General features: G+C 73.3%; 6 protein-coding genes. 4 read left to right on the top strand and 2 right to left on the bottom strand.

The features are described from left to right. Window positions 1-11: 11 nt before the first annotated feature. Window positions 12-1,874 (bottom strand): protein kinase domain-containing protein, encoded by a 1,863-nt coding sequence (locus tag IG86_RS0112380; RefSeq protein ID WP_030896750.1) that lies wholly within the window; start codon window positions 1,872-1,874, stop codon window positions 12-14. Between the two features lie 331 nt (window positions 1,875-2,205). Here IG86_RS0112380 and IG86_RS0112375 point away from each other — a divergent pair, with 331 nt between their 5' ends. From IG86_RS0112375 to IG86_RS39850, 4 genes are all read left to right on the top strand, one after another. Continuing rightward, on the top strand, window positions 2,206-4,029 hold the full coding sequence (locus IG86_RS0112375) for a VanW family protein (protein ID WP_063761514.1): 1,824 nt from the start codon (window positions 2,206-2,208) through the stop codon (window positions 4,027-4,029). Window positions 4,030-4,212: 183 nt separating this feature from the next. Then, window positions 4,213-6,846 carry a SpoIIE family protein phosphatase gene (locus IG86_RS0112370; RefSeq protein ID WP_385871563.1) on the top strand — a complete coding sequence of 878 codons (2,634 nt, stop codon included), beginning with the start codon at window positions 4,213-4,215 and terminating at the stop codon, window positions 6,844-6,846. A 217-nt stretch (window positions 6,847-7,063) separates the two neighbouring features. Continuing rightward, complete coding sequence (gene fxsT, locus IG86_RS0112365; protein WP_338116742.1) at window positions 7,064-9,580, top strand: FxSxx-COOH system tetratricopeptide repeat protein; 2,517 nt, start codon at window positions 7,064-7,066, stop codon at window positions 9,578-9,580. 158 nt (window positions 9,581-9,738) lie between these two features. Next, the gene (locus IG86_RS39850; RefSeq protein WP_051785112.1) at window positions 9,739-10,737 is read left to right on the top strand and encodes an RNA ligase family protein; all 999 of its coding nucleotides are present in this window, start codon (window positions 9,739-9,741) and stop codon (window positions 10,735-10,737) included. A gap of 36 nt (window positions 10,738-10,773) precedes the next feature. On the opposite strand, the gene IG86_RS0112355 is transcribed toward IG86_RS39850, so the two are convergent. Then, complete coding sequence (locus IG86_RS0112355) at window positions 10,774-12,858, bottom strand: SpoIIE family protein phosphatase (protein WP_030896744.1); 2,085 nt, start codon at window positions 12,856-12,858, stop codon at window positions 10,774-10,776. Window positions 12,859-12,911: the final 53 nt, after the last annotated feature.

Below are 12,911 nucleotides of genomic sequence, written 5' to 3'. Positions count from 1 at the left end.
GCGGACACGACCTAGGACTGCTTCGTCCAGCGCTGGGACGCCTCCCCGCCGCAGGTCTTCGTCACCAGGCCGCTGCTCATGCCGAGGTCGAGGCAGCCGCCGCCGAGGTCGCTGCGCAGGGCGCCGCCCGAGCCCGTGCGCCACACACGGCCGATGTCCTGGGCGCAGTCGCCGACGAAGACGGCCTGGCCGAGACCGTTGGAGTAGAGGCAGCTTCCACTCTGCTGGTTGACGAGCTTGAAGCTCCCGTCCGACCTGCTCTGTACGGTCCAGCGGGCGGAACCGTTCGCGCAGTCGCCGAAGTCCGAGGATCCGAAGACCTGGGTGATGCACTTGCCGTTGTTGCCGTTGCGGTAGCGGTAGGTGCCGGAGTCGGGGGGCGAGGGGGGCTGCGCCGGGGCCTTGGTGGGGGCCGTCGAGGTCCCCCCGGCGGACGGGCGGGATCCGCCGTCGTTGCCGCCGCCGCCCGCGTTCGCCGAGCTTCCGGAGCCGCCCGGGCCCGGTGGGGCGCCGCCGCCGGGCCCCGGGCCCGCGCTGGGACCGTTGCCGCCCACCGCCGTGACCGGGGCGCCGCCCGTGGCGCCCTGCGCCTGCCCGGGGTCCTGGGCCGGCGGCTGTACGGCCGCAGACGTACCGGACGGGCTGCCGCCGGCCACCGACGCCGGGTCGGCCGGGGCCGTCACGGGAGCCGTCGGGGTGTGCTGTGCCTCGGCCCGCGGCGAGGAGGAGTGCGGCAGGTGCTGGATGGCGAGTGTCGTGCCGCCGGACACGACGACGACGGGGAGGACCGCGAGGAGGACACGGGTCCGGCGGCGCCGCTCGCGCCGTTCGGGTCCGTCCGGGAGGGACCCGACGGCCGGCGCGGGCTCGGGCCCGCGAGCCGCGGCCTCCCCCTTCCCCGCTTCTTCCGCCCCTGCCTTCTCGCCGGCGAGCGGGAGCGTGGGCACGTCGATGTCCTGCACATCGGCGGCGAAGGCGGCCCGTTCGGTCAGGCGCTCGTCGATGGCCGCCGGCCACAGCGGCTGCGTGAAGGGGCCCTGCCGGGAGGCGCGCTCAAGGAGTTCCGGCGCCGTGGGGCGGTCGTCCGGATCCTTGGCGAGGCAGGCCTCGACGAGCGCGGCCAGCTCAGGCTCCAGCTCCCGCAGCGGCTCCAGGTCGGGTTCCTCGTGGACGATGCGGTACAGCACGCCATGCCCCGACTCGTCCCCGAAGGGCGGCCGGCCGCACGCCGCGTACGCCAGGACCGACCCCAGCGCGAAGACGTCGGTGGCGCCGCTCAGCCGCCGCTTCCCCGAGGCCTGCTCGGGGGCCATGTAGGCGGGAGTGCCCACGACCATGCCGGTCCTGGTCAGCTGGCTCTGTTCGGCGGCCCGGGCGACACCGAAGTCGATGAGCGTCAGCCCGTCCAGGGTCAGCATCACGTTCGAGGGCTTGAGGTCGCGGTGCACCATGTCCAGCGCGTGCACCGCGGCCAGGCTCGACGCCGCCTCCCGCAGCAGCAGCCACAGCGCGTCCCCGGGCAGCGGACCCCCGTGCAGCGTGATGGCCTCCCGCAGGGTGATCCCGGGGATGTAGGCGGTGGCGAACCACGGCGGCTTCGCCCCGCGGTCGCTGGCCAGCAGCGGCGCGGTGGCGTCGGCGGGCAGCCGGGCGAGGTTGTCCAGCTCGTGCCCGAAGCGGCGCAGGAAGTCCGCGTCCTCGGCGACGACGGAGGACAGGAGCTGCTTGACGGCGACGTACCGGCCGTCCTGGACTCCGAGGTACACCCGCCCCATGCCGCCGGCCCCGAGCCGCCCCGCCAGGGGGATCGGTCCGATCCGAAGCGGATCCTCCGCCTCCAGCGGCTCGGCCCCGCTCCCCGCCAGCTCTGACACGTAGCCTTCCCCGCCTGCATCGGAAACAGTTTCCGGAAATCTATCCCGATGATCCGAAGAGGGCAACGAGCCTGGTGGGCAGCTGAGTTGGCGCTCCATACCGGGTGGCGGACCACCCTGCGCCACGGGGTGGGCAGCCCCCGGCCGTCCCGGCCGCGCCGACAGGGGGCGGCCCTCCGGGACCCGGCGCGGCTGCATCGTGAGAATCGTTACATTCATCCCTCAATTGCCCCTTTTGGGGGAATCATGATTCGCGGTAACTGTCGTCTATGTGCCGCGCGAGCGCGCGGCACAGCGCCGTCCGGGGACGGTCGGCGCCACTGGGAGTGACATGGGACGCGTGCGCGGCTGGACGGGAAACCGGCGGATGGCCCTGCCGATGGTGGCGGGCGGAGCCGTCGTCCTCGGGCTGGGCGGCCTCTACGTCACCGGACTGGTGGCCGGCGGTGACGTCGACCAGGGCACCCGCGTGCGCGGCGTGGACATCGGCGGAATGACCGTGGCGCAGGCCCGCCAGGCGCTGGACCGGGAGCTCGGCCCCACCGCCGCGGCGCCCGTCGCCATGAAGATCGGCGACCGCGTCGAGAAGGCCGATCCCGCCGCCCTCGGGCTGTCGCTCGACACGGAGGCGACCGCCGACCGCGCCGTACGCAAGGGCTACGACCCCGTGACCGTCATCGGCGGCCTCTTCGCCTCCGGCGAGCGCGACGTCGAACCCGTGATCCGCGCGGACGAGGACAAGGGCCGGGCCGAGGTCGACCGCATAGCCGAGACCACCGCCCGCGCGCCCCGCGACGGGGCCATCGCCTTCGAGAAGGGCGCGGCGAAGGCCGTCACCCCCCTCCCCGGCGTCACCCTCGTCGAGGACCGGGCCCTCACCACCCTCCGTGACTCCTACCTGCGCACCGACACCTCCCCGGTCGTGCTGCCGGTCGAGCGGACCGAGCCGGCCGTCGGCGCCGAGGAGACCGGCCGCGCCATGAAGCAGTTCGCGCAGCCCGCCATGTCGGGCCCCGTCGCGCTCACCGTCGCCGGCAAGAGCATGTCCATCACCCCCGCCGTGCTCGGCGAGCACCTGAAGATGCGGGCCGACGCCCAGGGCCGTCTCGTGCCCGCCCTCGACTCCAAGGGCCTGCTCGCCGACCCCGCCGTGGCCCGCCCGATCGAGGAGGTCAGCCGTCCGCCGCTGGACGCCGCACCCCACGTCGGCCCGGACGGCACCGTGGTCCTGGCCCAGCAGAGCCGTGCGGGACGCAAGGTCACCGAGGACGCCCTCGGCAAGGCCGTGCTGCCGCTCCTGACCCGCACGGGCCCCGCCCGCAGCGGTGAGGTCGCCACGGTAGCCGTCCAGCCGGAACTCACGAGCGAGGCGGCCCGGCTCGGCATCAAGGAGAAGATGTCCTCCTTCACCGTGGAGTTCCCGGCCGCCCCCTACCGCAGCACCAACATCGGCCGCGCAGTGGAACTGATCAACGGCTCCGTGGTCCAGCCGGGCAAGGAGTGGAGCTTCAACCGCACGGTCGGTGAGCGCACCAAGGAGAACGGCTTCGTCGACGGCATCATGATCAATGACGGCCAGTACGTGAAGTCGCCCGGCGGCGGCGTCTCCGCGGTCGCCACGACCATGTACAACGCCATGTTCTTCGCGGGCCTCAAGCCCGTCGAGCACGGCGCCCACTCCTTCTACATCGAGCGCTACCCCGAGGGGCGCGAGGCCACCGTCGCCTGGGGCACCCTCGACCTGCGCTGGATCAACGACTCCGGCCACCCCGTCTACATACAGGCGCAGTCCACCGACACCTCGCTGACCATCACCCTCCTGGGCACCAAGAAGTACGACGAGATACGTGCGACCAAGGGGCCGCGCAGCAACATCACGCCGCCTGCGAAGCGCACCGGGACCGGACCGACCTGCGAGGTCCAGACCCCCCTCGAAGGCTTCGACGTGACCGTCGGCCGTGTCTTCGTACAGGGCGGCAAGGAAGTCCGCAGCGAAGAGTTCAAGACCCACTACACCCCGCGTGACGAGGTCGTCTGCACCCCGGAAACCCCCGGGGCGACGCAGAGCCCGGCCCCGACGGGGCAAGCCGCGCCCGCCCCGTCCGGCACCCCCGCCGGCCACCTCAGCGCGGCGGGCGCACCCGGCTCGTCCTGAGCGACGGCGGGGAACGGGGCGTGACACTCCCGGCGCGAATTGTGCATGCCGGGAGCCATGGAGGCCCGGAAGTGCTACAACTGGGTTCGTGACCATTCCTCGCCACCCGTGCCGGGCACGTCGGTGCGGTCACCTCTAGGCAACCGCTTCAGGAGCGTCGCCGGCCAGGTATTCGTCCTCCAGGTGGCGATCGTGGTGTTGCTCGCCGCCGGAGCGCTCCTGGCCCTCGTGCTCCAGTCGCGGCACGACATCGACCGCGAGGCACGCAACCGGTCGGTGTCCGTCGCCGAGACCTTCGCGCACTCCCTGGGCCTCCAGCCCGCGCTGAAGACCTCCGACCCCTCCGCGGTCCTGCAACCCCTCGCGGAGGAGACGCGCAAGGCCGCCGGCGTCGACTTCATCGTGGTGATGGACACCAACGGCATCCGTTACACCCACCCCCAGCCGGACCGCATCGGGAAACGCTTCGTCGGCACGATCAAACCCTCCCTCGCCGGGAACGTCCTCACCGAGAGCGTCCAGGGCCCGCTCGGCAAGGAGATCCAGGCGGTCGTCCCGGTCAAGGACCCCGACGGCAAGGTCGTCGCCCTCGTCTCGGCGGGCCTCACCGTCAAGAACGTCACCGGCGTCGTCGACCGCCAGCTCCCCGTCATCCTCCTGGCCATCGCCACCGGCATGGCCCTCGCCACGGTGGGCACCTGGCTGATCAGCAGGCGCCTGCGCCGCCAGACCCACGGGCTGGGCACGCAGGAGATGACCCGCATGTACGAGCACCACGACGCGGTGCTCCACGCGGTCCGCGAAGGCGTCCTGATCACCGACGGTGAAGGGAAGCTACTGCTCGCCAACGACGAGGCCAAGCGCCTCCTCGGCCTGCCCGACGACGCGGACGGCCGCCACATCGGCGACGTCCCCGGCCTGGAGCGCCGGATGGCCGACCTGCTGCTCTCCGGCCGCGAGGCCACCGACGAGGTGATCGGCTCCGGCGACCGCCTGCTCGTCGTCAACCAGCGGCCCACCCACCCCCGCGGCCGGCCCGAGGGCGCGGCGGTCACCATCCGCGACTCCACCGAGATGCAGATCCTCACCACGCGGGCCGAGACCGCCCGCAGGCGCCTCAAGCTGCTGTACGACGCCGGCGGCGACATCGGCACCACCCTCGACGTGGTCCGCACCGCCGAGGAGCTCGCCGCCGTCGCCGTACCCCGCTTCGCGGACTTCGTCACCGTCGACCTCGCCGACCAGGTCATCGACGGCGACGAGCCCGCCCCGGGCGCCGACATGCGGCGCACCGCGATCAGCGGCATCCGCTCCGACCACCCGCTCTACCCCGTCGGCCGGCTGATCGACTTCCTGCCGTCCACCCCGCAGGCCCGCGGCTACGGCACCGGCCGGGCCGAACTCGTACCCGACCTGTCCCAGGCACCCGGCTGGCAGGCCCAGGACCCGCCGCGCGCCCGCGCCATCGTCGACTACGGCATCCACTCGCTCATCGCGGCCCCCCTCATGGCCCGGGGCGTCGTCCTCGGCGTGGTCAACTTCTGGCGGTCGCAGAAACACGAGCCCTTCGACGAGGACGAGCTGTCCCTCGCCGAGGAACTCGTCGCCCGCGCGGCGGTCAGCATGGACAACGCCCGCCGCTACACCCGCGAACACGCCCTCGCCGTCACGCTCCAGCGCAGCCTGCTGCCGCGCGCCCTGCCCGAGCAGAGCGCCATGGACGTCGCGCACTTCTACCTGCCCGCCCAGTCGGGAGTCGGCGGCGACTGGTTCGACGTGATCCCGCTCCCCGGCAGCCGCGTCGCCCTGGTCGTCGGCGACGTCGTCGGACACGGCCTGCACGCCGCCGCCACCATGGGCCGGCTGCGCACCGCGGTCCACAACTTCTCCTCCCTCGACCTGCCGCCCGACGAGATCCTCGCCCGCCTGGACGACCTCGTACAGCGCATCGACCACGACCACAACGGGGACGCCGACGACGCGGACGGCGGCGGTGTCCTGGGCGCCACCTGCCTGTACGCCGTCTACGACCCGGTGTCCCAGCGCTGCACCATGGCCCGGGCCGGGCACCTGCCCCCGCTCGTGGTCGCCCCCGACGGCAGCACCGAGATCGTCGAGCTGCCCGCAGGACCGCCGCTGGGCCTGGGAGGCATGCCGTTCGAGACCGCGGAACTGGAGCTGGCCGAAGGCAGCCAGCTGGTCCTCTACACCGACGGGCTGGTGGAGGAACGCACCCGGGACATCGGCGAGGGCCTGGAACTGCTCCGGGCGGCGCTGAGCCACCCCGACCGCGACCCCCACGACAGCTGCCGGGCCGTCCTCGACATGATGCTCCCCGCCCGGCCGACCGACGACGTGGCCCTGCTCATCGCCCGGACCCGGACCCTCGGCCCGGACCGGGTCGCCCAGTGGGACGTGCCCTTCGAACCGAGCGCGGTCGGCGCCATGCGCAGCGTCGCCGCCAAGAAGCTCGACGAATGGGACCTGACGGAACTCGGCTTCGCCGCGGAACTGATCCTCAGCGAACTGATCACGAACGCCCTGCGGCACGGAAGCGAGCCGGTGCGGGTACGGCTCCTGCGCGACCACAACCTGACCTGCGAGGTGTGGGACGGCAGCAGCACCGCCCCCCACCTGCGGTACGCCGCCACCACGGACGAGGGCGGGCGCGGACTGTTCCTGGTCGCGCAGCTCAGCGAGCACTGGGGCACCCGCTACACGCCCGACGGCAAGGTCATCTGGGCGGAACTGGCCCTGCCGGGCACCCCCGGCGGCGAGGCCGTCCTCTCGGCCTTCCTGGACGTCGACCCCCTGTGACGGCGCACCCTCAGGGGGTGCCCGTTCGGAGAGCAGGTCGTCGACCCCTGGTGCCCGGGCCGCGCCGCGCGGCGGATGACGGCGTTCAAGCAGCAGGCTCGGCATCCGGCCGCTGAACCGGAGCAACACCGCTGCCCGCGCCGTGACCACCCGCACCCTTCCACGGACGTGATCCAGGCGGGAACATCCTGGTGACGGTGGACGGGGGTGGCAGACCGTGGGGCGTGGACGGGGTGCGGGGGCCGGGTCGGCGGTAACGGGAGGGGCCGCATTGGTGGCGGCCCTGCTGGGGCCCGTGACCAACTACGCCAGTGACGCGGTGCCTGGCTGGGCGGCGCAGGCGTGGGTGATCTGGCCGGTGTTCGCCGTGCTGGTGGTGGTCAGCATCGGGCTGTTGCTGTGGAGCCGGCATCTGGATGCCGCACCAAGGCCCCCGGCGCGGCCGGCACCGGTGAGCCGACTGGCCCGAGGCCGTCACGCTTCGTTACGTCCCCCGCATGTGCAGCGCGTGCGGGGGCGTGAGGGAGAACTCGCCGTGCTGGCAGGCATGCTTCGGCGGCCACAAGGCCGGTTCGCGGTGCTGTGCGCGGTCGGCGGGATGGGCAAGACGACGGTGGCCGCGCAACTGGCCGCCCAGGCCGAGGCGGCGGGCTGGCGAGTGTTCTGGGTGCGCTGGCGCGACGGTGCCGAGCTGGCGCAGCAGATGGTGGAGACGGCGCTGGCCTGCGGCCTGCCAGAGGCAGAGCTGGAGGCCGCGCGAGCGGGGCGGGCGAGCCTGCCGGATGTGGTCTGGCGACAGTTGGGCCGGGTGCGGCGGTGGCTGCTGGTGGTGGACAACGCCGACGAGCCGCACGAGATCGGCCCGGCAGGGGAACCGGTGGCCGAGTATCGCGGCTGGATCCGTCCTCACGGCCGGGGCCTGCTGGTGGTGACCAGCCGGGACGGCAGCGAGCAGACCTGGGGTCCGTGCGCACAGCTGCTGCCACTGGAGCCGCTTCCGGCGCGACCCGCGGGGCAGGTCCTGCTGGACGCTGCTCCCGTGGCCGGCACCGCCGAGCAGGCCCGGGAGCTGGCGGCGCGACTGGGCGGGCTGCCACTGGCGTTGCACGCGGCCGGCACCTATCTGGCCGGACCCACCAGCCGCTACCGCACCTTTGCCGCCTACCGCCAGGCCCTGGACCAGGAACTGCGGTCCTTGTTGGGAGCCGCGCACCCTCATGCCTCCCATCCGCAGGTCGCCCGCGCCGTGGTGCGGCACACCTGGGAGGTGTCCTTGGACCAGCTCGCCGGGGAGGGCGACGCTTTGGCCCGCCCCTTGTTGCGACTGCTGGCCCTGCTGGCTCAAGCCCCCGTCCCACTGTCGCTGATCACCCCGGACCTGCTGTCCGTCGTCACCGGACACGACGTCACCGCGGCGGCCCTGGAGGCCGCGTTCGCCGGCCTGCACCGCTACGGTCTCCTCGGCCTGCCCCACTCTCCCGGCAGCACCGGCCCGGCGCCGGGCAGCAGTGAGGGGGCGCAGGTGGTGCTGCACCCCCTGATCCGAGAGATCAACGCTGTCGCCCTCACGGCCGAGACCTCCGATCTCGCCGTGTGGCACCGGGCTCTTGCCGAGCGGCTGACCACGGCTGTGCACGAGGCCAACCAGCGCGGGCGCGCTGGTTGGCCCGCAGCCGTGCTCCTCGCCCCCCACCTGCCGCTGCTGCTCGACTACGCGGACCCGAGCACCGCCACGCACCACCGCACCACTCTCAACACCCTGGCGCAGGTGCTGCAGGAGGCCGGCGCTTTCGGTGCGGCGCGCCTGCTGCACGAACGGGTCCTCGACGTCGAGACCCGCCTGCTGGGCCCCGAGCACCCCGACACCTTGACCAGCCGCAACAACCTGGGCAATGCCCTGTTCGGAATGGGAGAGCCGGCCGAGGCAATACGTCTGCTCAGGCAGACCCTGGAGGACCGCGCCCGCGTCCTGGGCCCCGTGCACCCCGATACCTTGACCAGCCGCAACGACCTCGCATGCGCCGTGGACGGGACGGGTGGGCATGCCGAGGCGGTGGGCCTGCTGCGGCAGACCCTCAACGACCGAACCCGTGTCCTGGGCCCCCAGCATCCGCACACCCTGGCCAGCCGGGACAGCCTCGGTCTCGCGCTCGACGGGACGGGCGAGCACGCACAAGCAGCGCGCATCCACCGGAGCACCCTGGAGGACCGCATCCGGGTACTGGGCCCCGAGCACCACCTCACCCTGCTCAGCCGCCACAACCTCGCCAGCGCCCTGACCAGGGCGGGGCAGCAGACGGAAGCGATACGGCTGCTGCGGCAGGCGCTCAACGACCACGCCCGCATTCTGGGCGACGGGCATCCGCACACACTGGCCAGCCGGGACAGCCTCGGTCTCGCGCTGGACGGGCTGGGCGAACACGCACAAGCAGTGCGCATGCACCGGCAGACTCTGGAGGACCGCACTCGCGTCCTGGGCCCCGAACACCCGGATACCCTTGCCAGTCGCCACAACCTCGCTCTCGCTTTGACCAGTGCAGGTGAGCAGGGCGAGGCGATAGACCTGCTGCGCCGAACCCTCGATGACCTCGTCCGCATCCTGGGCGCCGAGCACACGCACACCTTGAGCACCCGCAACGCGCTGGAGACAGCGCTGGCCATGTCCACCCAACGGCCCCAGAGCCGGTGGTGGCACCGGCTGCGGCGCAGGAACGTCGCAGCCGGTGGCGGTTGAGGAGGCCCCTTGTATCCCCGAGCCGCCGCCAAGGGACAAGCAACACTCTCTAATCAGCGTTGCATTGCGTGAGCGCAGCGGTGGTGGGGTCCACGGCTGCGAGTGTCGTGCCCGTAAAAGGCCTGCTCGGCGCGGGGCGTGATCGCTACCATCGCCCGGTGCACCGTGAACCCGGCTGGTCCCCCTATCCCAAGATCCCCGCGAACACCCGGCTGGGCGAGGCCCGCGGCCGGACCTGGGTGGCCCACGAGAAGATCCACGGCGCGAACTTCGCCGTCGTCTGCGACGCGGCGGGCGCCCACCCCGCCAAGCGGCGCGAGCTGCTCGGCGACGGCGGACTCGACGACTTCTTCGGCGTCGGCCGGATATGGCCCGCCCTGGCCGTCGCGGCGACCCGCTGCGCACAGGCCCTGCGGGAGGCCACCGGCGCGCCGCAGACGGCGGTCGTGACCGTGTACGGCGAACTGGCCGGCGGCCGCTACCCCCACCCCGACGTCCCGGCCGTGCCGGGCGCGGCGGCCGTACAGACCGGCGTCTGGTACGCCCCCGATCTGATCTGGCTGCCCTTCGACGCGACCGTCACCGACGAGGACGGCCCGTGCTGGGTCGCCGACCGTGCCCTGCGCGCGGCGGCGCAGTCGGCGGGCCTGCTCTGCGTGCCGCTGCTCGCCGAGGGGCCGCTCGCACGGCTCCAGGAGCTGCCCGCGCTCTTCCCGACCCGGCTGCCCGGCCTGCTCGGTCTGCCGGTCCTGCCCGAGAACCTCGCCGAGGGCCTCGTCGTCAAACCCGCGGGGGAGTCCCGGGGGCACGCCCGGCCCATGGCCAAGGCCAAGCAGCCCGCCTTCGCCGAGGACGAACGGTTCGACGGCGCGCGCCCCTACCAGGCACCGGCCGAAGGCGCCGCGGGCGTCCCCGGCTGGCTGCTCGCCCACGGCACCGGCCTGCTCACCCCGGCCCGCGCCGCGTCGGCGGTCAGCAAGCTGGGACCCCGGACCCCGCCGGGGGACGTGGCGGCCGAGATCGCACGGGACGCCACCGAGGAGGTCGCCCAGGCGCTGGGCGGCCTGGACGGGGCCGTGCAGCGCGCCCTGGAGGACTCCCTCCACGCCGGCGCCCTCGCCCTGGCCCGCTTCGACGCATCCGACCGCAGGGCCTGACGCCACAGCCGCCGGAATCCGCATCCGGCGCACGACTCAGCGGCCGCTGCGGTGGTTCGTGCCGATGCGGGCCGTCAGCAGGGCGATGTCGTCGTCGGCGGACGCCGGGACGAGGTGGGCGATCAGCGAGTCGCACAGGTGGTCGAGAGGCTGGAGGGGCTCCGTGAGGAGGCCGGTCAGCTCGCCCAGGCGCTCGTCGATGTCACGGTTGCGGGCCTCGATCAGCCCGTCGGTGTACAGGACGAGCAGGCTGCCCTGCGGCAGGGTGATGTCGGTGGTGGTGAAGGTGACCCCGCCGACACCCAGCGGCGCACCGGGCGGCGTCTTGACCAGGTAGACGGTGCCGTCGGGCTCGGCCACGGCGGGCGGCGGGTGACCGGCGCGCGTGACCGTGCAGTGGCCGGTCGCCGGGTCGCACACCACGTACAGGAACGTGGCGAGCATCGGCTCCGCGAGGTCCGCGAGGGTCGCCTCCAGCTGGTGGAGCAGCGCGGCCGGCGGCATGTCGAGCCGTGCCAGGGCGCGGACGGTCGCGGAGAGGCGCCCCATGACCGCGGCGGCCGCGATGCCGTGCCCCATCACGTCGCCCATGAGCAGGCCGGCCCTGCCTCCGGTGAGGGGGACCACGTCGTACCAGTCCCCGCCGACCTCGTTGACGTCGCTGGCCGGCAGGTACCGGTGGGCGATCTCGATGCCCGGGGGCGGTGTGACGTGCTGCGGCAGCATGCTGCGCTGCAGTACGACCGCGGTCTCGTGCTCGTGGTGGTAGAGGCGGGCGTTGTCGATGCTGATGGCGGCCCGGGCGGCGAGCTCGCCGGCGAGGGTGACGTCGTCGGAACCGAACGGCTCGAAGGGCCGGGTGCGGAAGAAGGAGGCCACACCGAGGACGAGACCCCGCGCGATGAGCGGGACCATCAGGAACGAGTGCACGCCCGCCTCTATGAGCTGCGCGGGCCGGGGCGTGTGCCGGGAGGCCGAGGCGACCGTCATGGCGTCGAGGTGGGCGACCAGGTAGGGCTGACGGGCCGCGAGGGCCTGGGTGTACGGGGCGGTCGCGGGGAAGGTGAGGGTCCTGCCCAGCGGCGCCAGGATCTGCGTGATCGCCGTGCCGGCCAGCGGGGCCTTGCCCAGACGGCGCAGCGCGACGCCCCCGGTCAGCCCCATCCCCGGTTCGTTCCCGCACGCGAGCGAGTCCAGGACGTCCACGGTGACGGCACTCGCCAGGTGCGGGACGGACAGGTCGGCCAGCTCCTGCGCGGTGCGTTCGAGGTCGAGGCTGGCGCCGATGCGGGAGCTGGCCTCCGTGAGCAGGGCGAGCCGGCGCCGCCCCGCCTCGGCCTCGGAGTGGTCGCGCTGCTGCGTGGTGATGTCGAGCAGGGAGGCGATCACACCGATCGGCTGACCGCCGGGGTCCTCGGCCCGTACGTACGAGCACGCCCACACGTGGTCGTGGTCCGGGTCGGCGGGGGTCCGGCCGGTGCGCAGGCGGTTGAGGACCGGCTCGCCGGTCTCCAGCACCTGCCGCATGGCCTCCTCCATCTCGCCCGCGTTCACCTCCGGCAGCACCTCCGCCAGACGCCTGCCGACATGGGCCGACTCCGTCAGACCGTTCATCGCCTCCAGCGCCGGATTGACCTGCAGGAACCGCAGCTGCGTGTCCAGGACGGCGATCCCGACGGGCGAGCGGGCGAACAGGCCGTCCCACACCGCCGAGGCCCCCCGGATCCGGCGAGCCGCGTGCGCGTCCGCGGCGAACACCAGCACGGCCGACGCGCCGTGCCGGCGATCGGGTACCGGGCAGGCCCAGATCTCCAGTTCCAGCGGATGACCGTTGCGGTGCCAGGCGGTGACCGTACCCATCACCCCGCGGCCGGTCGCGGCCGTCTCCCACAGGGAACGGCCCAGACTGCGATCGGCGCCGGGGTGGAGGAGGTCGGCGATGTGCCGTCCGATCACCTGGGGCGGGTCGTAGCCCAGCAGCTCCTGCGCGCCGTGGTTCCACCGCACGATCATCCCGTCGCCGCTCGTGGCCACGAGCGCCACCGGCAGGGCGCCCAGCCACCCGCCGGCGTCCTGGGCGGCGCTGCTGATCAGGTCCTGCAGCGGCATCTCCTCATGCATCCCGCACCCGCTCCTTCCGGGCGGACCCGGCCCCGCCGCACGGCCGGCCCGTG

It is taken from the genome of Streptomyces virginiae (genome assembly GCF_000720455.1).
Taxonomy (GTDB): domain Bacteria; phylum Actinomycetota; class Actinomycetes; order Streptomycetales; family Streptomycetaceae; genus Streptomyces; species Streptomyces virginiae.
Note: the sequence above shows the minus strand (reverse complement) of the source record. Positions and strands in the feature narration are given on the sequence as shown.

Coding starts and splice junctions, on each gene's coding strand:
- IG86_RS0112375 (WP_063761514.1), top strand. CDS start 2,206: ATGGGACGCGTGCGCGGCTGGACGGGAAACCGGCGGATGGCCCTGCCG.
- IG86_RS0112355 (WP_030896744.1), bottom strand. CDS start 12,858: ATGCATGAGGAGATGCCGCTGCAGGACCTGATCAGCAGCGCCGCCCAG.